Raw genomic sequence first — 23,710 nt, 5'->3', positions numbered from 1 at the left:
TTTCCTTAATACGCCGCTTTGTTGACAAAGCCTTTAAAGATGGTCAGAAAAACGATCTTGATATCGAACCACAGGCTCCATTCGCGGATGTACTCCAGATCGAACTCAATGCGTTTTTCCATTTTTTCCAGCGTGTCGGTCTCGCCGCGCCAGCCGTTAATCTGCGCCCAGCCGGTAATGCCCGGTTTCACTTTGTGACGCAGCATGTAGCCCTCAATCAGCGCACGATACTGCTCGTTATGCGCCACGGCGTGAGGACGCGGGCCAACAATCGACATCCCGCCGGTGAGCACATTGATAAACTGCGGCAGCTCATCAAGGGAGGTGCGGCGCAGGAAGCTGCCCACTTTGGTGACGCGCGGATCGTTCTGCGTCGCCTGGGTCACCACTTTGTCGTTCTCCATCACCTTCATTGAGCGGAACTTCCACACTTTGATAGGCTTACCATCCATGCCGTAGCGCGTCTGGCGGAAAATGATTGGCCCTGGCGAACTCATCTTCACCGCCACGGAGATAGCCAGCAGCACCGGCGAAATCAGCAGCAGAATCAGCGACGAGAGCACAATATCTTCCAGGCGTTTCAGGATGCGGTTTACACCTGAGAGCGGCGTGTCATACAGCGGCACAATCGGAACGCCATTCACCTCTTCAATGCGTGAATGCAGAATGTTAAAGGTGAAGACATCCGGGATCAGGATCACCGAACAGGTGGTATCCGCGAGATCGCGCACCAGTTTTTTGATGCAAACAGCGTCATTCATCGACATTGCGATATAGACGTTATGGATCTTGCCGCTGCGGGCATCTTCAACCAGTTGCTCAAGGTTGCCCGCCCAGCCAGTATCAATGCCGCCCGGTTTCGGATCGTAATAGACCCCGACCACATCAAAGCCGAGCCACGGCTCATTGCGGAAACCGTCGAGCAGCGCCTGCCCCATCGGCATATCCCCCGCCACGGCAACGCGACGGGTGTTATACCCGAGATTACGCAGCCAGCCGGCACCGAAGCGGATCACCGCCCGGCTAAACATCAGGCCGAGGCTGGTTAACAGATACCAGGTGAAATAGAGCGAGAAGGTGTTATCAAAGTCTGTGTTGAACGACATCAAACCGGCGCTGAAGATGATACTCAGCGTCCAGTTCTGCAACAGCAGCGTCAGTTCGGTCATCATTCTGACGCCGCGCCAGGAGCGGTAAAAATCGGTCATGCCGCCGATCATCTGGAATACAACCAGCGTGGTCAGCGCCATCAGCAGATGCATGTAGAAAAATGGCAACGCATTGACTTTGCACACCAACCACAACCCAGCGAACATAATGGTGATGTCTGAGAATCGCTGCACGATAGAGATTAACGATGCATTCGTTTTGGCCCGGTCGCGCTTTTTTAGATTTGTCATCGTTGTACCTGCCTGTTTGCCCTCCTCCCCTCGTGGGGAGGAGAACGACTAAGAGTTACTGATTCAACAGCGCCAGAATTTCCTGCGTTCGCGCCTCCATCAACGCTACGTCGTGTCGGGATTCGACATTCAGACGCACCACCGGCTCGGTGTTGGAGGAGCGCAGGTTAAAGCGCCAGTCGGCAAAGGCGATGCTGATGCCGTCGGTGTAATCCACCTCCAGCGCGTCCGGCGCGTAGCGATCTTCAACGCGTTTGATGGCGCTAACCGGATCGGCCAGCTTGCTGTTGATCTCGCCGCTCGCCGGGAAGGCCACCATACGATCGCCCACCAGTTCGGCCAGCGTTTTACCTTTCAGACACAGCAATTCCGTGACCAGCAGCCATGGGATCATGCCGCTGTCGCAGTAGGCGAAATCGCGGAAGTAGTGGTGCGCGCTCATCTCACCGCCGTAAATGGCGTCCTCTTCGCGCATACGCTCTTTAATAAAAGCGTGGCCGGTTTTCGACATCACCGGCGTACCACCTGCGCGGCCTACTACATCAACGGTGTTCCAGGAGAGACGCGGATCGTGAATGATTTTCGCGCCCGGGTGTTTTTCGAGGAACGCTTCTGCCAGCAGGCCAACGATGTAGTAGCCCTCAATAAACTGGCCCTTGTCGTCGAACAGGAAGCAGCGGTCGAAGTCGCCGTCAAAGGCGATGCCCATATCCGCCTGATGCTCAATCACCGCGTTGCGGGTGTCGTCGCGGCACTCGGGCAGCAGCGGATTAGGAATACCGTGCGGGAAGGTGCCATCCGGCTCGTTGTGCACTTTGATAAAGCTCACCGGCACATTCAGCGCCTTGAAACGCGCTTCAATGGCGTCGATCACCGGGCCTGCGGCGCCGTTACCGGAGTTGATCACCAGTTTCAGCGGTTTGAGGTTAGCGGTGTTGATGTAGCCGAGCAGATGGTCGATGTAGTCATCGCGCAGGGAGATCTGCTTGTAGCTGCCGCGTTTTTCCGGGTTCACCGGCGGGAAGTCGTTGGCTTCCGCCAGACGCTGCACGTCACGCAGGCCGGTGTCGCCGCTGATTGGGCGCGCGCCTTTGCGCACCAGTTTCATGCCGTTGTAGTCCATCGGGTTGTGGCTGGCGGTCACTTCGATACCGCCGTCAACGCCGAGATGGAAGGTGGCGAAATAGATCTCTTCGGTACCGGACAAACCGATATCCAGCACATCAACACCAGCGTCCTGCAAGCCTTTGGCTAACGCCAGCTTCAGCGATTCGCTGGTCTGACGCACATCGCCGCCGAGCACAATGGTCTGCGGCTTCAGGTACTCCCCGTAGGCGCGGCCAATACGCCAGGCTATATCTTCATTCAGTTCTTCGCCCAGCTTTCCGCGAATATCGTAAGCTTTAAAACAGGTTAATTTTTCCATCATTACCTCTTCTTCAGGCAACAGTCAGCCTTGACCGCAACTGGCCACATAAATGTTATCAATAGTTGTTCTGGCCGAACCCGCGCGCGGCGGGCCGGCAATGGGCGTTAAATACGCCCGTAACGATCGGCGAAGCGCACAATGTCATCCTCTTCCAGGTACGAACCGGAGCGTACCTCAATCAGGTCGAGAGGGATCTTGCCCGGGTTTTCCAGGCAGTGGCGCGCACCGAGCGGAATGTAGATAGATTCGTTTTCGCCCAGCAGTTTGACTTCGTCATCGATGGTGACTTTCGCCGTACCGGCAACCACCACCCAGTGCTCGGCGCGGTGGTGGTGCATCTGTACCGACAGCCCCTCGCCCGGTTTCACGGTGATGCGTTTCACCTGGTAGCGATCGCCTGCGTCGATGGAGTCATATTTACCCCACGGGCGGTAAACTTCGCGGTGAATATGGTGCTCGTGACGCCCTTCGGCTTTGATCTTCTCGACCACTTTTTTCACGTCCTGCACCGCATTACGGTCGGCAATCAGCACCGCGTCTTTGGTCTGCACCACCACCAAATCTTTTACGCCAACGGTGGTCACGAGACCGGATTCGGCATAGACGTAGCTGTTTTCGGTTTTGTGGCTGATCACATCGCCGTGATGCACGTTGCCTTCCGGCGTGTGCTGGCTGATCTCCCACAGGGAGGACCAGGAGCCAACATCGCTCCAGCCTGCGTCCATCGGAACCACCACCGCATCGGCAGTGCGTTCCATCACCGCGTAGTCGATAGACTCTTCCGGGCAGGCGAGGAACGCCTCTTCATCGACGCGGATAAAGTCCATATCCGGGTCGGTGGCATCCATCGCCTTCTCACAGGCTTCGAGAATATCCGGACGATATTTTTGCAGCTCTTCCAGGTAGCGACCGGCGCTGAACAGGAACATGCCGCTGTTCCAGTAGTATTCGCCGCTGGCGACATACCCCTGCGCGGTTTCCAGGTTCGGTTTTTCAACAAACTGCGCCACTTCAAACGCCACAGCATCGACCTGGCCCGGGCTGACTTCACCGCGGCGGATGTAGCCGTAACCGGTTTCGGGCATATCCGGCACGATACCGAAAGTCACCAGTTTGCCCGCCTCGGCATACGGCATAGCATTACGTACTGAAGTACGGAACGCCTCTTCATCCTGAATAACGTGATCCGCTGCCAGCACCAGCATCAGCGGATCGCTATCCGGGTTGTGGCGTTTAACCGCCAGCGCCGCCAGCGCAATCGCCGGGGCGGTGTTGCGGCCTGCCGGTTCAAGAATGATGTTCTCCGTCAGCTTATTAAGCTGGCGCAGCTGTTCTGCGACGATAAAACGGTGCTGCTCGTTACAAATCACCACCGGGCTTTCGCACTCGACGCCGTTCAGGCGGCAGACGGTGGTCTGCAGCATGGTGAGATCGCCCTTCAGGCAGAGAAACTGTTTAGGGTAAAGCACGCGGGAAAGTGGCCACAGACGGCTGCCGGAGCCCCCGGCCATCACGACCGGATAGAGTTGCGTTTGACTCATGATTTATCCCCATTGCCGTCGAAATTGAGGCGCGCCTCATGCGCCGCGCCATCGTGGGCGGCTGCGGGCGTCGCGGATTTCTCCGGGCTGATATCTGCAATAAACTGGCTTAACACGTTCTCTTTTTCGAGCGTGCGTTCGGCATATTCACGTGCCACCGTGTTGTTTGTGGGCAGCGCTAACGCGCGTTCAATGCCCGAGGTCAGCGCATCGACCGATTCCGGTTCGACGCAGACCGCAATGCCAGGCTCATTCAGGCAGAGCTGGCCAAGTTCGGTACTCTCTTCGGCGGTGATCACCGCATTGCCACCCACCGCCAGAATGTTGGTCAGCTTGGAGGGCAATACCGCATCCGCCGCGCCGCGCTTCTGGATAACCAGGTGGCAATCGCCAAGCGTGAGCAGCGCCGGCAGCGCTTCATAAGGCTGCAACGGGAAGAATTTCACATTGTCGAGGCCGCGCTCGCTGACCATTTTCTCCAGCCGCGCTTTGCCTCCGCCCTGCCCGACGATGGCGAAGAGCCACGGATGGCCCTTCAGTCGCGCAGCGGCTTCAATCACATTTTCTAATCCCTGCTTCTCGCCGATGTTGCCGGAGTAAAGAATGATTTTTTTGTCATCCGGCAGACCGAGGTCGCGGCGTAACTGCGCAACGCTTGCCGCGTCGACATCACGAAAACGCGCCACTTCGGACCAGTTCGGGAAGAAGATAATCTTGTCGGCTGACACGCCCTTCTCACGCGCTTTGTTCATCATCGAGCGCGAGATGGTAGAGACGTTGTCAACGTTATGCAGATTGCTGCGTTCAAACGCGGCCGCCAGTTTTGCCACCAGGCCGCCTTTACCTTTGCCCGCCATACCTAACCCGAGCATGGCGTCCACTTCATAATCCTGAATGTGCAGCAGCGTGCGTGCGCCGCTCAGTTTTGCCAGCAGGCGCATGCCCGGCGTGCAAAACAGTGTCGGCACTACGCCGATGATGCGATCCGGCTTCCAGCTACGCTGGGCCATCAGCGGGAAAAAGCTGCTGACGGCAAAGCTGCCTAAGTGCAGCAGACGCTTGATGGTCGACGGCTGCTTCGGCACGTAGAGCGGGCAGCGCCACACCGTGGCGGCTCCCTGCTCTTTACGCCAGCGCCAGGCACTGTAAGGGTGCCCGACTTTCCACTCCGGGTAGTACGGCGGCGCAGTGATGACGCGAACGTCATGGCCCTGACGGGCCATCCACTCCACCATTTCGCCGGTGTACTTACCGATCCCGGTCAGTTCCGGCGAATAGTTGATGCCATAAACCAGGATTTTCATAAGCCCGGCACTCCCTGCGCGTCGAGGAAATAGGCGCGGCTGTTGTCATGCACCAGCGGGTCGGCAATCAACGCCTCCGGCGAAACCCAGCGATAGTCATCGTGCTGCTCCGTTGGCAGGGCGAGGGTCTCCTCGTCCACGCGCAGACGGAAGCCGAGCACGATGTAGTGGGTCGTAAAATCGGGGCCGGAGAAGTTATCGTCATAGAAGTGCTGCCAGACGCCGTAAAACTCACCTGCCGACATCGGCAGGCGCAGTCCCAGTTCCGCCTGAGTCAGCCGCTCGAAAGCGGCTGCCAGCGGCTCGTCCTTTTGCACGCGTCCGCCCGGCACGAACCAGTATCCCTGGGCCGGACGGTTAGTGCGTTTGCCGAGTAAAAACTCGCCGCGTGAATTCTCCACGATCAGATCGATGGAGATCAGCGGGGTGGAACGCACCACCGTGGCAAAATCTTCATGACTTAAAAACATGCTTACCCCCGGAACCGGTGCTGGTTTTCAAGGAACCACTGGTAGGTGCTTGCCAGCCCCGCTTCCAGTGAGATCTCGTGATACCAGCCCAGTTGATGCAGACGGGTCACATCCAGCAGTTTACGCGGCGTGCCGTCCGGCTTGGTGGCGTCAAACACCACGCGGCCTTTGTAGCCCACAACGTTTGCAACCGTCTGTGCCAGTTCGCGAATGGTGCAGTCAACGCCGGTACCGACGTTGATGTGCGACAGCATCGGCTCGGTATTCTCCTGCCACACTTCGCGCGCCAGCTCCTGCACATGAATGCTGGCTGCTGCCATATCATCCACATGGAGGAATTCACGCATCGGCGTGCCGCTGCCCCACACCACCACGTCTGCCGCATTCTCCTGGGTCGCTTCGTGGAAACGACGCAGCAGCGCAGGAATGACGTGCGAGTTGCTCGGGTGGAAGTTGTCGTGCGGACCATACAGGTTGGTCGGCATCACCGAGCGGTAATCGCGGTCATACTGGCGGTTGTACGATTCGCACAGTTTGATCCCGGCGATTTTGGCAATCGCGTACGGCTCGTTCGTTGGCTCCAGCGTCCCTTGCAGCAGCTCGCTTTCAGCAATCGGCTGCTTCGCCAGTTTCGGGTAGATGCAGGACGAACCGAGGAACAACAGCTTGTTCACGTCGTGCTTGTGCGCCGAGTGAATGATGTTGCTCTCAATCATCATATTTTCGTAGATGAAGTCCGCCGGGTAGGTATTGTTCGCCACAATACCGCCCACTTTCGCTGCTGCCAGGTAGACCTGGTCAATACGTTCGCTGGCGAAAAACGCGTCCACCGCCGCGGCATCTAACAGGTTCAGCTCTTCGCGCGAGCGCAGCACCAGTTCGATATCCGCACGCTGTTCGAGCTGCCGTACGATGGCTGACCCCACCATCCCGCGATGGCCAGCCACAAAAACACGTTGTTTGGTCATGCTCAGGACTCCAGCGCGATGGCAACCTCGTAACCGTGGGCCTTAAGCAGTGAGTGTTTTTTCGCTGCTTCCAGATCTTTTGCCACCATTTCAGAGACCATCTCCTGCAGGGTAGTTTCCGGTTTCCAGCCCAGTTTTTCGTGCGCTTTGGTCGGGTCGCCCAGCAGGGTTTCCACTTCAGCAGGACGGAAGTAGCGCGGGTCAACGGCAACAATCACATCACCCGGTTTCACGCCCGGCGCATCGTGGCCAGTCACGGAAACAACGATACCCTTCTCTTCTACGCCAGTGCCTTCGAAGCGCAGTTTGATACCGAGCTGAGCGGCAGCCATTTCTACGAACTGACGTACGGAGTACTGCACGCCGGTCGCGATAACGAAGTCTTCCGGCTGTTCCTGTTGCAGCATCATCCACTGCATTTTCACGTAGTCTTTGGCATGGCCCCAGTCACGCAGGGAGTCCATGTTGCCGAGGTAGAGGCAGGATTCCAGGCCCTGAGCGATGTTGGCGATCGCACGGGTAATTTTACGGGTCACGAAGGTTTCGCCACGACGCGGGGATTCGTGGTTGAACAGGATGCCGTTACAGGCGTACATGCCGTAGGATTCACGGTAGTTCACGGTGATCCAGTAAGCGTACAGTTTGGCAACGGCATACGGAGAGCGCGGGTAGAACGGCGTAGTCTCTTTCTGCGGGGTTTCCTGCACCAGGCCATACAGCTCAGAGGTGGATGCCTGATAGAAACGGGTTTTCTTCTCCAGACCCAGGAAGCGGATCGCTTCCAGCAGACGCAGCGTACCCATGGCGTCGACATCAGCGGTGTATTCCGGGGATTCGAAGGAGACCGCAACGTGGCTCATCGCACCCAGGTTGTACACTTCATCCGGCTGCACTTCCTGCAGGATACGGGTCAGGTTGGACGTATCGGTCAGATCGCCGTAGTGCAGGTGGAATTTCGGGTTGCTTGTGTGCGGATCCTGATAAATGTGATCAACACGCTCAGTATTGAAAGAGGAAGCGCGGCGTTTGATGCCGTGAACTTCGTAACCCTTTTCCAGAAGCAGTTCTGCCAGATAAGAGCCATCTTGCCCGGTAACGCCGGTGATGAGAGCGACTTTAGACATAATTTATTTTCCTCAATGTTCCCTGTTAGGGAGTTACCTTTTCAACGCGTTCGCGCGTTACCACTGCGGGATTGCCCCGACAAATTGCATTTGCCGGTAGCGATTTAAAAACACTGCTGCGCGCACCGACGACCGTGCCGTCGCCGATAGAAACGCCGGGAGCAACAAACACATCCGTCGCCAGCCAGCACTTCTCGCCAATCACGATGGGCGTCGCGTTAATATCGAAATGCGCGCTCATATAGTCGTGACTGCCGGTGCACAAATAACACTTCTGTGACACCACAGAATTTGCGCCGATGGTGATGTCGCCAAGCGTATATAACACCGCGTCATCCCCCACCCAGCTGTAATCACCCAGGGTTAATTTCCATGGGTAGGTAATTTTGACTGAAGGTCGAATCACTACGCCTTTACCTACCTTCGCGCCGAACAGGCGTAATAAGAAGGCGCGCCAGCGATAAAGCACCTGCGGAGACCAGGCAAATAATGTCGCCTGCACCGCCCACCACAGTTGAACCTTAATAGCGTTCCCGCCCCGAAAGCCTTTCGGCACGGAGAATCCTTTTAAATCTTGCATATTCTTTCCTTATGTCCGGGCGTTACGCTTTGTTATATAAAGCCTTTGCTTTACCCGTCGTCCGTAAACGCAACATATAGGATAATTCTGCCCAGAAGCCGGGAACGTGTAATATCATGCGCTGAACTTTACGGGCGTCTTGACATAATTCGAGGTTATTAGAAGTGGATACACCGCCCATCGAAAATTCAGATACCAGCCCTTTCAGACGCTTAAACGGAAAGCCCGCTTTAAACATTCTGGCCGCTAACGCGTAATCGGATGAGACTTTAAATTGCAGATCGTAGGGGTAAGTTTTTAACCCGTGCACCGGGAAAAAGATGGCCTGATGGCTGGCCGGCAGGCTGTGATAAATATACCAGCCGCTCTTTGCATTGCGGCGCAGCTTGCTGCCGTCGCCGAAATCAAGCAGCGCATCGCCGATATACATCGCGGTCTCTTTCGCTTCGCTTAACTGGCGAACAACATCGACGATCTCTTCATGGAAAATATCGCCAGAATTAAGAAATATCGCAAAACGTCCGGAGGCCATATCGATGCCTTTATTCATGGCATCGTAAATACCTTTATCGCGTTCGCTTATAAAACGTAAATTATATTGGCCGTTGAGGCTTTTCAGAAAATCCTCAGTGCCGTCCTGAGAACCGCCGTCAACCACAATCCACTCAAACTCGATATCTTGCGCTTTCGCCAGGTGAGCCAGCGACTGCCAGGTCTTCATCACACCTTCATAATTGCGAAACGCGACAGTAATAACACTTAGCAGCATGTGACCCACCTTCTCATGAACTGACAATATTCAACGCTTTACGAAGAATAAATGGACAAACAATTAAGAATGCATATTCCGGACTAAAAATTGACCCCGTAAAAAACAACGAGATCGGGGTAAACAAGAAAAGTTGAACGCGAAAATTCTGATTGTTGCCAAAAGCATTCATCGTCATTTTAGCGACTTTAAACATGTACCATCCGGTCAGTATTACCGCTAACCATGAAAAATAAATGATCAGCAGATACAACCCATTGTCTATTGTTTTCCCGACGTCTGCACCGTTAAAGATTCCGAATGATGCGACATATTCATAAAGTGAGCCGAATCTTACTACGCCATCAATATTGGTCAGCGAATATCCAACCATCACAAGCGGACCGATAATTCGGTAATAAGAGGAGGAGCCTTCCGTTCCCAAATCGCCAATACGCGTTGCAATATAAGGAAAAGCAAATACGAGGCCCACGACAAACACCGCAAGTGAAATAATTGCCAGCGGTAATTTCTTCTGAATCGCCTCTTTATTGAGATACTGGAACGCCCATTCCAGCAGGTAAAACATGATAAATGTCATTACCCCGGAGAACGATCCTGAGAGAACTATCCCTGCCAGAATCATAGCATCGGTCTTCGGCGTTTTGATACCAAACTGTTTGATGCTGAGCCAAATTGAGATTAACGCCAGAGCGAAGAATGCCGGTTCGAAATAGAGCGCCGTGGTTCGCTTACCGCCGAACTTGATAAAATTCAGCACGTAACTGTTGCTGTAAATAAGATATTTCGAAATTATTTCCATCAAACTACTGCCGCCAGTAAGAATGATCTGAGCCATCTCCATTGCGGCGAGCGTGACAATTAACGCCACCACCATATAGAAAAATCTCAAAATCTTTCGATAGTTATGCGGCGAGATCGTTTTGAAGCGAATACTCCATACCATGCCAATAATGATCACAATGTAAACAAACAGCATGGTCGACGTGACATATTTGCTGGCATCCAGTGACTTACCGAAAATAAAGTTGAAGAGCGTTAATCCTGCACCGAGCATCAGCGCTAACATCAACTTTTTCAGGTTGATGCGCTCAACGTAGAGCAGCAGCATCACCGGTAAAAAAGTCACAATCGTGATCGGGAAGCTCTCACCGAGCTGGAATAATTTCACGTTGACCAGCAGGTAGATCAACGGCAGCAGCAGATAGCTACAGACTCTGATAGAACGAGACATACTCCTCCAGCATCTGATGACCGCTATAGGCCTGGCGGCTGCGCGCGCGAAACGCGTCGAGGCTCTCGCCAAACACCGCCTGGGCGATTTCTGCTTTATGGCACTGCACCAGCGGCAGCACCTCCTCTTCACTGAAGGTCTTGCCGCCCGACTTTTGCAGCACTTCGCGCGCCGCATCGCTGTGGGTGGCGATCACTGGCACGCCAATAGAGAGCGCTTCGCAGAGGATCAGCGGGTAGTTATCGACGCGCGAACTAAAGACCAGCGCATCCATCTCATTGAGTTCGCTCATCAATTTACGCTTATCGGTGAGGAAACCGTGGTTAACCACCTGCGGCCCCTCAAACGGAGAGAATTTACCGAAAGTGTGCAGCTCGACGCGATCTTCAAGCGCCATAATGTCGCGCACCAGCTTTTGGTTGGTTTTACCGTCGTAGCGTAAATCGTGGGCGACGATAGCGATCTTCGGTTTCCCCTGCGTCACTTTGACCGGCGCGAGTTGGGCGAGGATCTCCTCTGTCGCCACATCAATGCCGTTGTTAATAATCTGGCAACGGCCTGCGCCATACAGACTGTTAAAGGCGTCAGCCACATGCTGGCTTGGAGAGATAAACTGGCAGCCCAGTGACAGCATGGTATTAAACAGCTGGCGCTTGCGGCCCACTAACTGATGCGCGCGATCGATTTTGACCGGCGGATAGTTACTCAGCGTCGGGCACTTCTGGCAGTTGGTTTTCCACCCTTCGCAACCGTCGGTGAATGCACAACGGCCGGTGACGCTCCAGTGGTCGTGCAGCGTCCAGACGAAGGTAACGTCCGGTTTGTGCGCTTTCACGCGCTGGCAGAACGCCACCAGATCCTCAAGGTTGAGCCAGTAGCTGTGCATCACATGAAAATGGAGCACCAGCGGCCCTTCGCTACGGGTAATGTTGCGATAAAGATTATTGAGATTGCCGAAAACATCGCGGTTAAAGAGGCGGAACAGCGCCAGGTTGGCAATCGAGGTCAGACGCGGCGTCTGTTTATAGACGTTCTGATAGTTGTCATGGCTGACGCTCTTTTTGCCGCCTTTACCGTAGCCATAAATAAAGCGCGACTGATAACCCTGCTGCAGTGCGCGCTGGTGGAGATCCAGCGCAACACCCGCAGCACCGCCCTCTGCGAGGCGTACGTTAAACTGCAAAATATTCATTTAATCACCTTCACGCGCGCTTTTTCACCCACCACCAGCGCGTTGTCCGGCACACTGTCGAGCACCACGCTGCCTGCGCCGATAGTGACATTGTTGCCAATGGTGATATCGCCAATCATCACCACATTCGCACCCAGCTCAACGCCGTTGCCGATGACCGGGCAGGCCAGGCTGTCGGCGCCGCGGTTGCCGATGGTCACACCATGGCGAATGGTAAAATCATCACCCGCTACGACATTTTTATTAATCACCACCGCATAACCGTGGTGAATGGTGAAACGCCGACCAATAGTTGCTGCCGCCTGGATCTCATAGCCAAACAGGCATTCGGTGATAAAGCGGTAGAGCAGAATGACCGGCGCGGCCCAGATATTGTTAATCACATGCTTTTTGCGCCACACCGAGCAGAAGTGCGCGATACGGTAGGCGGCAACCATGCAGCACGGGCGCAAATTCCAGTGGTTTGCGCGAAAATCTTCCAGTCGCATTATTTACCCCGCAGCCCATCAGCCAGACGTTTGCCGTTGCGCACGGAAAAGAGCGTCAACAGCGTGCGCCAGTTCATCCGCTTGTTGCGGATCTGGTAGAGGGTGAAGAGTTGATACTTCTTGCTGGCACGGTCGAACTTATCTTTGTGCTTGCGATAGAAGTGGAAGTAACCGGAGAACTTCTTCGGTGAAGAGGTGATCTGCATCTCGCCGTGGTTGATATGCAGGATCTGCGTCGCCTCTTCAATTTTGAACGGCTCGCCATACTCGGTCACCATGCGCAGGAAGATGTCGTAATCCTGGGCGGCTTTCAGTTGGGTATCAAACAGCGACTCTTTAAAACGCCACGCCCAGGTAAAGACCTGATTACCGACGATATTACGTTTGTAGAAGAGCTTGCGGGAGAACGGCGATTTCGGGTAGAGCGGAAGGCTCGCCGGCTGCGCGTAGACTTCGCCCTGGCAAACATAATCATTGGCGTAGAGAAACGCGCGGGTATTGAGCAGATGTTTGTGTGCGAGGAAGACCGATAAGCGATTTGGCGTCCACTCATCGTCATCATCGATGCCGGTAATGTATTGTCCGCGCGCCTGCAGAATGGCCTGGTTGCGCACAGCGCAGGCACCAGAGTTGAAGTCGTTGCGCGTATAGCTGACGCGCGGATCGTTCAGCTCGTCAACAAACTGCTGCAGTTGATCGAACGATGCGGAGCAGTCATCAACAATGATCATTTCCCAGTGCGGATAATCCTGGCGCAGCACCGATTTAATGGCGCGGATGGCCAGCTGCTGACGGTTCCAGGTAGGCATATAAATTGAAATTAATGGGTTTGCTGTTGTGCTCATGATGCGATCCCTAATGCGTTCCACATGCCGCTTTTTGCCCTCGCTTACGCCCTCCCCCCGTTAAGGGGAAGGGCGAAGCACGCTGAGGGTAGAGGTATAAGTCTTGTTATTTCGAGTCGGACTTGTATTCGTACTCGTAGTAGCCGTAATCCTGATAGCCGGTTGCGCGGCGGAAGATGGAGTTCAGGATGACGCCTTTCACCTGGATGCCGTTCTGCTCGAAGCGGCTCAGGCTGGTCTGGATCTCTTTCAGGGTGTTGACCGCGTAACGCGCCACCATCAGCGTGGTGCCCGCATGGCGACCTACTACGGCCGCATCGGTCACCGCGAGGATTGGCGGGGTATCGATCAGCACCAGGTCGTAGTTTTTGCTCGCCCACTCAACCAGCTGGGTAAAACGTTCGCTCATCAGCAGTTCAGAAGGGTTAGGCGGCACCTGACCGCGCGGAACCAGGTCGAAGTTGCTGATTGAAGTCGGCTTCGCGCAGCTCTCGATGGCGCCCTTCCCTGCCAGCACATCTGACAGACCGTTGATATTGTCGGTACCCAGCAGTTCGTGGGTGTAGCCTTTACGCATATCACAGTCGATCAGCAGCACGCGCTTGTTGGTCTGGCTGATCACCGCCGCGAGGTTGGCACAGACAAAGGTTTTACCGATGGAGGGGCTGACCCCGGTCATCATCAACACATTGTTGTTGGCCTGCATCATGGCGAAGTGGAGACTGGTGCGCAGGCTGCGAACCGCTTCAATCGCCAGGTCGGTCGGGTTACCCACTGCCAGCAACTGGCTCTGCTTGAAGCGGCGTGCGCCTTTGGCGACTTGCGCGTTGTCACGCTCCTTCTGCCACTCGGAGAGCGGGATGCTGGCATAGACGCTGATGCCATTCTCTTCCAGCACCTGCGGGCTTTCGATACCGCGGTTGAAGAGGGAACGCAGCAGCACGCCAACGACGGAGATAATCAGACCGAAAATAATGCTGCCGAGAATAATCAGCGCTTTTTTCGGCTTCAGCACGCCAGGCTGAGTGATCGCCGGGTCAACGATGCGCACATCGCCCACGGTGCTCGCCTGGGTGATACGCAGCTCCTGCTGTTTATTCAGCAGCTGCATATAGACCTGCTGACCAGATTCCACATCGCGGGTCAGGCGCACAATCTCCTGCTGGGTCTGCGGCATGGCCGTGATGCGTTTATTGAGCTTCGCCTTCTCATCTTCCAGCGCCTGGCGTTTCTCAAGCAGCGTACGGTACGCCGGGTGCGCTTTGGTGTAGAGCTTAGAGATCTCCGCTTCTTTGAAGGTCAGTTCGTTCAACTGCGCATCAATGTTGACCACCGAGTCGAGCACCGATTTGGCTTCGAGCGGCAGGTCGACGGAGTCTTTCGTCTGGCGATAGGCATTGAGCTTATCTTCCGCGACGTCGAGGTTATGACGCACTTCCGGCAGCTGCTTATCCAGGAAGATGAGGCTCTTTGCCGCTTCTTCCGATTTGCGCTCAATATTCTGCTCAAGGTAGTTGCGGGTGATGCTGTTGAGAATGGCACGGATCTGATCGCGATCTTCGCCGGTGTAGCTGAGGCTCAGCACGCCGGTGTCTTTACCGTTCTCCACAACCGTCAGGTTGTTTTGCAGATTGTTGATCATGCCAAGGGTCGAGAACTTGGTGACGGTAAACTCGCTGTCATTAGAGGCCTGAATCGCGCTCACCATCATGGTGACGCCCTCTTTGCTCAACGGTTTGCCCACTTCACCGCGCGCTTCAAACCCGCCGTCGCTGCTCAGCAAATAAGTTTTCGGGCTCAGCACTTTAAGGGTGAAGGTCTGATCCGCCCACCCTTTCGGCAGTTCGAATGAGGTGACCTTCACGGTCTCATTCTGCCGCCCCATCAGGCGATCCCAGCCGGCACCAAACAGCGGGAAGGTGTCCTTCACCACTGAAATATCAAGGTCAAGATCGTCAACGGTTTTACCCAGCACCAGGCGGGACTGGATCAGCTGGATTTCCGCTTCTGACGCCGGCGGTTTGTTACTCAGCGCGCTGTTAATATCCTGCACCAGCGAACTGCCGGTATTCTGCTCGATCTGCACCAGCGCATCGGCGCTGTAGATGGGTGTGGCGAACATGCAGTAAACGAGCGCGGCGAGGGCAAATAGCGCGGTAATGCCCAGCACCCACCAGCGAGCCTCAATGATTGTGCCGAGTAAACGGCCAATATCGATTTCGTCATTGCCCACTGCCGACGTAGCAGAATGCGAATGGTGTGTTTTCTCTGTCATTATTATCCCTGCTGAGCTTGCAATGCCTGCGCCCAAAGGCGGGCAGACTGGTCAAGTAAGGTGTAAACGGCTTCAAAAGCTTCGCGACTTTTGCGATACGGATCGGGGATCTCCCGTTCGTTATCCCAGTGGCCAAACAACATGACCTTTCCACGCATCTCGGGGGTAAGTTCGCACAAGCGGGAGATGTGTCGCTTCTCCATGACCAGAATCAGATCGAATTCACGACACAATTTCCCGGAGATCTGGCGTGCGACATGCCCATCCAGTGAGAGTTGATTATCTGCCGCCACGGCCGTGGCGCTGGCATCTGCGCTATGCCCGACCAGTGCGCCCAACCCGGCGGACTCAACCGTGAGCCCGGGGTGGTATTTTTTCAGGAGCCGTTCCGCTGTCGGGGAACGACAAATGTTCCCCACACAAACCACCAGAATTTTGTTGAACATGCCTGTTACCACGTATGAATATCTTTGGCCGTATCCGTCATGTAGCGAACGCCACTGATGGTTGGCAGCAACTGGTTGATAAGACGGTTCCAACGCGATACCGGTGCGGTGGTGACATAAACAACGTCGTAAGGCTGGAGGCGGAAGTTGGTGGCCATCACCAGCGACGTGGCATCCGACATATCAAGCTGGTAGATGTTGGCAATCTTGTTGCCGCGACCGCCCTCGCCGTTCTTGATCGGACGGATGACGAAGATACCGCTGGCGTTGGAGGAGGTCAGGTCGAGACCTTCTGCCTGGCCGAGCGCTTCGGTCAGCGTCATGCCGCTGAAGTCCATTTTGAGGGTGCTCTGTTTTTTCACTTCCCCCATCACGAACACTTTCAGATCGTCATTGCGCGGAACAAACAGAATGTCGCCAGGGTAGAGCAGGCGGTTCTGGCTGAGGTCGCCGTTTTGCATCAGCGCCTGCAGAGAGATGCGCTCCTCTTTGCCTTTGTGGGTCAGCACGACGTTGCGCCAGTCGGCAAGATCGGTCAGACCGCCCGCGGCGTTGATGGCGTCAAGCACGGTCAGCGGCACGTTGGTGATCGCCTGCTGGCCTGATTTATTAACCTGACCAGAGACATAGGCTTTTTGCGAGCGGAACGCGGCGATATTAACGTCCACCTGCGGGTCGGCAATATAGGTCGCTAAGCGGCTGGTAATATCACTACGTATTTCGGCCAGGGTTTTACCCACCACGCGGACTTTGCCGATATAGGGGTAGAACATGGTGCCATCCGGCTGCACCCAGTTACCGGTATCGCTGGAGCTGCGATACTGACCGGCAGGGGTGGTTAGTTCCGGGTGATCCCACACAGTGACGCTCAGGACGTCGCCTGGTCCGACGCGGTATTCATAAGAGGAGATCTCTTGATCCAGCGACATGTTCGGTTGAGCAACGTTTACGCGCGGGCGCAACTGCTCAATCAGACGCGGGGTCAAAGGATAAACGTTCACCATACTGTCTAAATCAAAGTCAGCATCCTGCTGTTTAATCACGTCCTTTCCCGATGTCGACATATTGCTACCCGGGAATACGGTGCAGCCACTCATTAAGCTTATGGACACCAATAATGGCATCAATTTCATTTTAGATTTCATCATTGATTAATTATCACTATGGCAGAGTAATTATCCTGTGCGATTTAAATAAGCGCTCAAGCAGTACACAGAATCAGAATGCAGTTAATTCACCAGGAATATAACTAGCATCAGTCCTAAAAAGCATTTATCCAACCCCATGACATTACAGAATAATCCGGCTGCAGTCATGCCAACAGGCATGCTACCGCCCCTGGCTTCCAGTTACCAATGCACTGATCATCGATATGTCGTTGATAGTCATCCTTTACATCCTCGTCAGGGCGCCAACTGCGGCGCGCTAAGTACGGCGGGTATCCTTTTCCGCATCGAATAACAACGCGGAAATTAACATCGCAGGTATATTTGAAAGATGCCGATGGAATTGTTGCAGCTAAGCCAAGGGCAGGCAAGGCGGCATCTCCTGACAGAAGCTTTTTTAAGAATAATATTAACGTCGGGTTTTCAGGTTTTTAGGAATTAACTTATATTGACAACTTAGGTATGCAGCCCGCCCCATACGATAGTTCCTAAATTCGCGCCTTAAACAGCAACAAATAAACATAATCACCGTGCGGGAATGTAATTAAATAACTCTTAAATATCTTATTAAATAAGATTAATCGCAGGCGGCATTGCATTCATGCGGAAAGTTACCCATGATCTCCTCATCACAACTCCCAACTTATATAAGGTTTTACGCTAACAATGGAGTGGATTGCTGATCCATCAATCTGGGCCGGGCTGATCACGCTGGTGGTCATTGAGTTAGTGCTCGGTATCGATAACCTGGTTTTTATCGCCATCCTGGCGGAAAAACTCCCCCCTGCAGAGCGCGACCGCGCCCGCGTGACGGGTTTAATCCTCGCTATGCTGATGCGCCTGGTGCTGCTGGCCTCCATTTCGTGGCTGGTGACGCTCACGCAACCGCTGTTCACTGTGCGCGGTTTAAGCTTTAGCGCCCGCGATCTCATCATGCTGTTCGGCGGCCTGTTCCTGCTGTTTAAAGCCACCGTAGAGCTGAACGAGCGGCTTGAAGGGAAAGACAGTGACAACCCCAGCCAGCGGCGCGGGGCAAAATTCTGGGCGGTGGTCGCGCAAATCGTGGTGCTCGATGCGGTCTTCTCTCTCGACTCGGTGATCACCGCCGTCGGCATGGTCGATCATCTTGCGGTGATGATGGCCGCGGTCATTATCGCCATCTCGCTGATGCTGCTGGCGAGCAAAGCCCTCACCCGCTTCGTCAATAATCATCCGACAATTGTCATCCTCTGCCTCAGCTTCCTGCTGATGATTGGCTTTAGCCTGGTGGCGGAAGGCTTTGGCTTCCATATTCCGAAAGGCTATCTCTATGCGGCAATTGGCTTCTCGGTGATGATCGAGTCCCTCAATCAGCTGGCCATCTTTAACCGCCGCCGTTTCCTGTTTGCCAACCACACGCTGCGCCAGCGCACCACCGAAGCGGTGATGCGTCTGCTCAGCGGGCGTAAAGAGGATGCCGAGCTGGATGCGCAAACCGCCTCGATGCTGCGCGACAGCGACGATGCGCAGATTTTCAATCCGCAGGAGCGGCGGATGATTGAGCGCGTGCTGAACCTCAATCAGCGCACGGTGAGCAGCATCATGACCTCGCGTCACGATATCGAACATATCGATCTCAACGCGCCGGAAGCAGAGGTGCGTGCCCTGCTGGATAAAAACCAGCATACGCGCATCGTGGTTACCGGCGGCGAGCAGGAGGAGTCGCTGCTCGGCGTAGTGCATATTCTCGATCTGTTGCAGCAGTCACTGCACGGCGAACCGCTGGATCTGCGCGTGCTGGTGCGCCAGCCGCTGGTCTTCCCTGAGGGGCTGCCGCTGTTGCAGGCGCTGGAGCAGTTCCGCAATGCCCGTACCCACTTCGCTTTTGTGGTCGATGAGTTCGGCTCGGTTGAAGGGGTGGTGACATTGAGTGATGTGATGGAGACCATCGCCGGCAACCTGCCCAACGAGGTGGAGGAGATTGACGCCCGCCATGATATCCAGAAAAACAGTGATGGCAGCTGGACCGCTAACGGCCATATGCCGCTGGAAGATCTGGTGCAGTATGTGCCGCTGCCGCTGGATGATAAACGCGATTACCACACCATCGCCGGGCTGTTAATGGAGCATTTGCAGCGTATTCCCGCCCCGGGAGAAGAGGTGACGATTGGCGATTTCCGCCTGAAAACCCTGGAGGTTGAGAGCCACCGGGTGCAGAAAGTGCAGCTTATCCCCATCGCAAGCGACGCTCCTTCCGACTACGAAGTGTAAAGCAGCCGGGGTTCGCCCCGGCTCACTCCCTTGCTTACTCCCTCGCATTAACAACAAGCGCCCCAGCCCTCGCTGGCGATGCGCTGCACGAAATTTCTTGTTTACGCACGAATTAGCGCGATATGATGCCTGAAACTGCACAGAGGAGCATTTATGCAAGCTGAACAGGCACAAGCACGCATTATCACGGCGATCCCGCTGTCGCGGGATTGGGGGAAGCTGACGAAATACACTTTCGATTTTCGCCGCCGCAACGGGGAGTGGCAGCGTCAGAGCCGGGAGGTGTATGACCGCGGCAACGGCGCAACGATCCTGTTATACAACCGCAGTAAACGCAGCGTGATCCTTACCCGGCAGTTTCGCTTACCGCTGTTTGTGAACGATCATGCAGGTTTTTTACTGGAAGCGGCCGCCGGGCTGCTGGATGAGCTGGACGCGGAGACGCGCATAAAGCAGGAAGCTGAAGAGGAGACCGGATACCGTCTTGAGCGGGTCGAAAAGGTATTCGAAGCCTGGATGAGCCCCGGCTCGGTCAGTGAGAAGCTGCACTTTTTTATCGCCGAATATGACGAGAGCCGCCGTACCGGCAACGGTGGTGGTCTGGTTGAGGAAGGAGAAGATATTGAAGTGGTGGAAATGACGTTTGCTGACGCGCTGGCCGCTATCCGCTGCGGAGAGATTGCCGATGGCAAAACCATTATGCTGCTCCAGCACCTGGCCTTAGAAGGCGTTCTTTAATAACTTCGTAACACCCGTAGGCCTGATAAGGCGCAACCGACATCAGGCATTTTGCCCTGCACCATCCCCGTAGGCCTGATAAGGCAACGCCGTCATCAGGCATTTTGCCCCGCACTATCGCCGTAGGCCTGATAAGGCGCAGCCGCCATCAGGCATTTCCCCCTGCACCATCGCCGTAGGCCTGATAAGGCGAAGCCGCCATCAGGCATTTCGCCCTGCACCATCGCCGTAGGCCTGATAAGGCAACGCCGCCATCAGGCATTTCGCCCAACGGCGGCATACTTACATCTTATCGAGCAGCTTCTTCACATCTTTGCTGCTCTGCTTATCCTTGTTGCGATCCGCCCAGTCGCTCAGGCGGCGTTTCGCCTCATCCTGCAGATGCTTACGCAACAGCTGATCAACCTGCAGGTTGTAGCTGAGCGCCTGCCACGGCCCATAAACACGCAGCGGGATCGGCGTCGTCTTCAGGAAGTCGATAAGCTCGCTCTCCCCTTGCCAGCCGCCCAGCACCTGAATATTGAAGCGGGTATCCGCCTGCTCTTTAACCAGATCCATTTTGCCTTCACCGGTCAGGGCAATAAGCGGCGAGCTGCCCTGCATATTACTCAGCGTCATCTGCCCCGCTTTCAGCGCCAGATCGCTGCTGAAGCTATCGAGCCGCGTTGCAGTATCATATTTTTCCTGCGTCTGCACATCGGTGCTGCGCGCCACCGCCTGCTGCACCAGCTGCTGGAAGTTGAGCCCTTCCATGCGGCTATTTTTCAGCTCAACATGCGCTTCGCCCTGCCACAAACGGCGGAAATCGTCGGCATCAATGCTCGGGCCGGAGAAATCACCCGCCATTGAGAGGCTACCGGTAAGCGCGATGGGATAATTAAAGGCTTTCAGAATGTCGCCAATCTCAACATTGTCGAGGCGCGGCTGGAACACCGCCCGCGAGGCATCGCGGCGCACATCCAACTGCCCCGGAAGAGAGATCTGCCCGGCGCCCATTTTGCCCTGCAAGGTCGGGATGACAAGCAGGCCTGCGTTGTTGTTGAACTGCCCGCTGACATCGGCAAACTGCATCCCGCGCCAGCGCACGGCTTTTGCGCTGATCCCCACCTGGGCGGTGAAATCACGCAGGCCATTGAAGTGCGGTACATCGGCACTGTTGGCGATCACCGGACGCGGCGGGCGGCTTTGCGCCTGGCCCTGCTGATCCGGTGCGCTGTTATCCGTTGCGTTATTTTGCGGTGGCAACAGGTTATCGAGATTGAGATTATCGAACTGCAAATCCAGCGTCCAGACCGGCAAAGTGCCAAAGGTGACGCTGCCGTGCCCGGTCAGAACGCTATCGTTGGCGCGCAGCTTCAGCTCGCTCAGCGCCAGGCGTTGCTGTTCGCCCTGCCACTGCGCCTGTAGCTCGCCTTCGCCCTCAATACCCTGCGACGGCACATCGCCGCCGCGCAGCTGCCACTTGACGCTATCCACTACCGCCGAAAGGTTATGTGGATAGTCGCGCGCGTCGAGCTTCGCGCGCAGCGCAAGGGTTAAATCACGTTGATTACGGTTGATGCGCCCGGAGAACTCCAGCGCCGCCTGGTGCTGCTCATCCTGCTCCATCTGCAGCCGGATATCGCGCACCGTCACCTGCTCATCGTTCTCATGCTGTAACACCAGCACGCTGTCCGCTACCTGCAGACTGCCGATATCCCAGGACCAGCCGCGATCCTCTTCCGCCTGCGGCAGCGTGTTTTCACGCGGTGCGACAGGTGCGTCTTTATCCACCGCGGCCTGGGTTTCAGGCGTCAGTTGGATCACCGCGCCTTTTAACATCACCTGCTTAACATGCAGCTGGTGGGAGAGCAGAGGTATGAGATTGACGTCGAGACGCATATTGTCCGCTTTAACCACCGGCGTCTGCGCGCCCGGCGCGGTTAAGGTCATGCGCCCTGAGAGAATGCTAAGCTGTGGCCAGACGTGCCAGCGCAGGGGGCCATCAAGCTGTAACTGATAGCCGCTACGCGCTTCAACCTGACGCACCATATAAGCACGGAAATCGTTGGGGTTGACCAGCAACACCAACGCTGACAGGCCGGCAATCAGCACGACCAACAGGATCATCAGCGTGGTTAACACTCTTCTCATGGCGTCCTCTGCAGAGATAACTTGCTCAGTCTTTATCGATACGGCTGGCAACCGCGCCCTGCTGATCGCGATACTTCGCATCTTCGCGGCGGTTGTAAGGGCGCTCGGCCGGGCCGGAGAGCGGCTCAAAGCTCAGCGCGCCGATCAGCATGCCGGGGCGCAGAGCCAGCGGCAGTTTGCCTGAATTATAGAACTCCAGCACGATGCAGCCAGACCAGCCGGGATCGATACGGTGCGCGGTGACGTGCACCATCAGCCCTAAGCGTGCCAGCGATGAGCGGCCATCGAGCCAGCCGACCAGATCCGCCGGCAGGGTAACGGACTCATAGGTCACTGCCAGCGCCAGCTCGCCCGGATGGAGGAAAAAGGCTTCGCCATCGGCGAGGACAATCTCATCACTCATCACCCGATCGAGGGCGGCGGTCACTTCCTGTTTCGGCCCGCTCAGATCGATAAATGCTGCGGTATGACCACTGAATGTGCGGAATTTGTTGCCCAGACGGACATCCACCGTCGCACCATTAATTCGTTCTACCGGCGGACGCGGGTTAATTGCGAGTCGGCCCTCATTCATCCAGGCTTCGATATCGCGGTCACAAAGACGCATGGCACATTCTCCTTTGGTGCGACACGCCCCTGAAAAAGCCTCAGGGGACGGGTAGTTAACACTGAGTTTGACAGCCTAACATGTATTATTCAAAAAATTGGCTGATTTTGGCTTTCAGAATGTCGATGGCGATACGGTTCTTTCCGCCGCGCGGCACGATGATGTCGGCATACTGTTTGGAAGGTTCGATAAATTGCAGGAACATCGGGCGCACGGTTTTCTGATACTGCGCCATGACCGAATCCATCGAGCGCCCGCGTTCATTCACGTCGCGTTTGATGCGGCGCATCAGGCAGATATCCAGCGGCGTATCGACAAAAATGGAGAAGTTCATCTCATCGCGCAGGCGAGAGTCGGTCAGCAGCAGGATCCCTTCCAGAATGATGACTTTTTTGGCTTCGATACGAATGGTCTCGGCGGTGCGGGTATGCTCAACATAGCTGTAGACCGGTAACTCAATGGATTCGCCGCGCTTAAGCGACTGAAGATGCTGGAATAACAGACTGTGATCCATCGCGCTCGGATGGTCATAGTTGGTTTTAACACGCTCTTCCATCGACAGATGGCTTTGATCTTTGTAGTAGCTGTCTTCGGGAATAACGCCAATGTGTTCATCACCCACCTGCTCGCGTAACTCGCGGTAAAGCGTACTGGCAATAAGACTTTTACCTGAAGCAGATGCGCCGGCGATGCCGATGATGACGCACTGATGTGACTGATCAGTCATAAATTTAGGGACCTGATTAACCTG

The 23,710-nt window shown here is 55.3% G+C and carries 21 protein-coding genes; 2 read left to right on the top strand and 19 right to left on the bottom strand.

Annotated elements, in window-relative coordinates:
• Positions 1–5: 5 nt before the first annotated feature.
• The 16 genes from wcaJ to N7V53_RS08715 form a co-directional block, all read right to left on the bottom strand.
• Positions 6–1,400 (bottom strand): undecaprenyl-phosphate glucose phosphotransferase, encoded by a 1,395-nt coding sequence (gene wcaJ / locus N7V53_RS08790; protein WP_023479218.1) that lies wholly within the window; start codon positions 1,398–1,400, stop codon positions 6–8.
• A 55-nt stretch (positions 1,401–1,455) separates the two neighbouring features.
• The gene (gene cpsG / locus N7V53_RS08785; protein ID WP_023479224.1) at positions 1,456–2,826 is read right to left on the bottom strand and encodes a colanic acid biosynthesis phosphomannomutase CpsG; all 1,371 of its coding nucleotides are present in this window, start codon (positions 2,824–2,826) and stop codon (positions 1,456–1,458) included.
• Between the two features lie 107 nt (positions 2,827–2,933).
• Positions 2,934–4,370 carry a mannose-1-phosphate guanyltransferase gene (gene cpsB / locus N7V53_RS08780; protein WP_023479222.1) on the bottom strand — a complete coding sequence of 479 codons (1,437 nt, stop codon included), beginning with the start codon at positions 4,368–4,370 and terminating at the stop codon, positions 2,934–2,936.
• Entirely contained in the window at positions 4,367–5,674 is a 1,308-nt protein-coding gene (wcaI, locus tag N7V53_RS08775) for a colanic acid biosynthesis fucosyltransferase WcaI (protein WP_023479230.1), read from the bottom strand. The genes cpsB and wcaI overlap by 4 nt, the downstream gene beginning before the upstream one ends.
• On the bottom strand, positions 5,671–6,144 hold the full coding sequence (locus tag N7V53_RS08770; protein WP_023479130.1) for a GDP-mannose mannosyl hydrolase: 474 nt from the start codon (positions 6,142–6,144) through the stop codon (positions 5,671–5,673). The genes wcaI and N7V53_RS08770 overlap by 4 nt, the downstream gene beginning before the upstream one ends.
• Positions 6,145–6,146: 2 nt before the next feature.
• Positions 6,147–7,112 carry a GDP-L-fucose synthase gene (locus N7V53_RS08765; protein ID WP_124967867.1) on the bottom strand — a complete coding sequence of 322 codons (966 nt, stop codon included), beginning with the start codon at positions 7,110–7,112 and terminating at the stop codon, positions 6,147–6,149.
• Positions 7,113–7,114: 2 nt separating this feature from the next.
• The gene (gmd, locus tag N7V53_RS08760) at positions 7,115–8,236 is read right to left on the bottom strand and encodes a GDP-mannose 4,6-dehydratase (protein ID WP_023479093.1); all 1,122 of its coding nucleotides are present in this window, start codon (positions 8,234–8,236) and stop codon (positions 7,115–7,117) included.
• 25 nt (positions 8,237–8,261) lie between these two features.
• Entirely contained in the window at positions 8,262–8,816 is a 555-nt protein-coding gene (wcaF, locus tag N7V53_RS08755) for a colanic acid biosynthesis acetyltransferase WcaF (protein ID WP_023479143.1), read from the bottom strand.
• Between the two features lie 22 nt (positions 8,817–8,838).
• Positions 8,839–9,585 (bottom strand): colanic acid biosynthesis glycosyltransferase WcaE, encoded by a 747-nt coding sequence (wcaE, locus tag N7V53_RS08750; RefSeq protein ID WP_023479138.1) that lies wholly within the window; start codon positions 9,583–9,585, stop codon positions 8,839–8,841.
• A gap of 13 nt (positions 9,586–9,598) precedes the next feature.
• Positions 9,599–10,819 (bottom strand): colanic acid polymerase WcaD, encoded by a 1,221-nt coding sequence (gene wcaD, locus N7V53_RS08745; protein ID WP_076770131.1) that lies wholly within the window; start codon positions 10,817–10,819, stop codon positions 9,599–9,601.
• Positions 10,794–12,011, bottom strand: a complete 1,218-nt coding sequence (gene wcaC, locus N7V53_RS08740; protein WP_279793079.1) for a colanic acid biosynthesis glycosyltransferase WcaC — start codon at positions 12,009–12,011, stop codon at positions 10,794–10,796. Before wcaC ends, wcaD begins: the two co-directional genes overlap by 26 nt.
• On the bottom strand, positions 12,008–12,499 hold the full coding sequence (gene wcaB / locus N7V53_RS08735) for a colanic acid biosynthesis acetyltransferase WcaB (protein ID WP_023479173.1): 492 nt from the start codon (positions 12,497–12,499) through the stop codon (positions 12,008–12,010). The genes wcaC and wcaB overlap by 4 nt, the downstream gene beginning before the upstream one ends.
• Positions 12,499–13,344 carry a colanic acid biosynthesis glycosyltransferase WcaA gene (gene wcaA, locus N7V53_RS08730; RefSeq protein WP_023479129.1) on the bottom strand — a complete coding sequence of 282 codons (846 nt, stop codon included), beginning with the start codon at positions 13,342–13,344 and terminating at the stop codon, positions 12,499–12,501. The genes wcaB and wcaA overlap by 1 nt, the downstream gene beginning before the upstream one ends.
• A gap of 106 nt (positions 13,345–13,450) precedes the next feature.
• A complete protein-coding gene (gene wzc / locus N7V53_RS08725; RefSeq protein ID WP_279793078.1) occupies positions 13,451–15,619 on the bottom strand; it encodes a tyrosine-protein kinase Wzc in 2,169 nt (722 codons plus the stop codon).
• Positions 15,620–15,621: 2 nt separating this feature from the next.
• Positions 15,622–16,065 (bottom strand): low molecular weight protein-tyrosine-phosphatase Wzb, encoded by a 444-nt coding sequence (gene wzb, locus N7V53_RS08720; protein WP_279793077.1) that lies wholly within the window; start codon positions 16,063–16,065, stop codon positions 15,622–15,624.
• Between the two features lie 5 nt (positions 16,066–16,070).
• Positions 16,071–17,213: a polysaccharide export protein gene (locus N7V53_RS08715; protein ID WP_023479113.1), complete on the bottom strand. Its 1,143-nt coding sequence runs from the start codon at positions 17,211–17,213 to the stop codon at positions 16,071–16,073.
• Positions 17,214–17,897: 684 nt separating this feature from the next.
• On the opposite strand from N7V53_RS08715, the gene N7V53_RS08710 reads away from it, so the two are divergent.
• Both N7V53_RS08710 and N7V53_RS08705 read left to right on the top strand, forming a co-directional pair.
• On the top strand, positions 17,898–19,481 hold the full coding sequence (locus N7V53_RS08710; RefSeq protein WP_200133831.1) for a TerC family protein: 1,584 nt from the start codon (positions 17,898–17,900) through the stop codon (positions 19,479–19,481).
• 153 nt (positions 19,482–19,634) lie between these two features.
• The gene (locus tag N7V53_RS08705) at positions 19,635–20,219 is read left to right on the top strand and encodes an NUDIX domain-containing protein (RefSeq protein WP_279793076.1); all 585 of its coding nucleotides are present in this window, start codon (positions 19,635–19,637) and stop codon (positions 20,217–20,219) included.
• A gap of 282 nt (positions 20,220–20,501) precedes the next feature.
• Here the strand turns inward: N7V53_RS08705 and asmA are convergent, their stop codons facing one another.
• The 3 genes from asmA to udk all read right to left on the bottom strand — a co-directional run bounded on the left by asmA (position 20,502) and on the right by udk (position 23,686).
• A complete protein-coding gene (asmA, locus tag N7V53_RS08700) occupies positions 20,502–22,352 on the bottom strand; it encodes an outer membrane assembly protein AsmA (RefSeq protein WP_279793075.1) in 1,851 nt (616 codons plus the stop codon).
• 25 nt (positions 22,353–22,377) lie between these two features.
• Complete coding sequence (gene dcd, locus N7V53_RS08695; protein ID WP_023479188.1) at positions 22,378–22,959, bottom strand: dCTP deaminase; 582 nt, start codon at positions 22,957–22,959, stop codon at positions 22,378–22,380.
• 85 nt (positions 22,960–23,044) lie between these two features.
• Positions 23,045–23,686, bottom strand: a complete 642-nt coding sequence (gene udk / locus N7V53_RS08690) for a uridine kinase (RefSeq protein WP_023479149.1) — start codon at positions 23,684–23,686, stop codon at positions 23,045–23,047.
• Between the last annotated feature and the right edge of the window lie 24 nt (positions 23,687–23,710).

Source organism: Kosakonia sp. HypNH10 (genome assembly GCF_029850615.1).
In the GTDB taxonomy this organism is placed as follows: domain Bacteria; phylum Pseudomonadota; class Gammaproteobacteria; order Enterobacterales; family Enterobacteriaceae; genus Kosakonia; species Kosakonia cowanii.
Note: the sequence above shows the minus strand (reverse complement) of the source record. Positions and strands in the feature narration are given on the sequence as shown.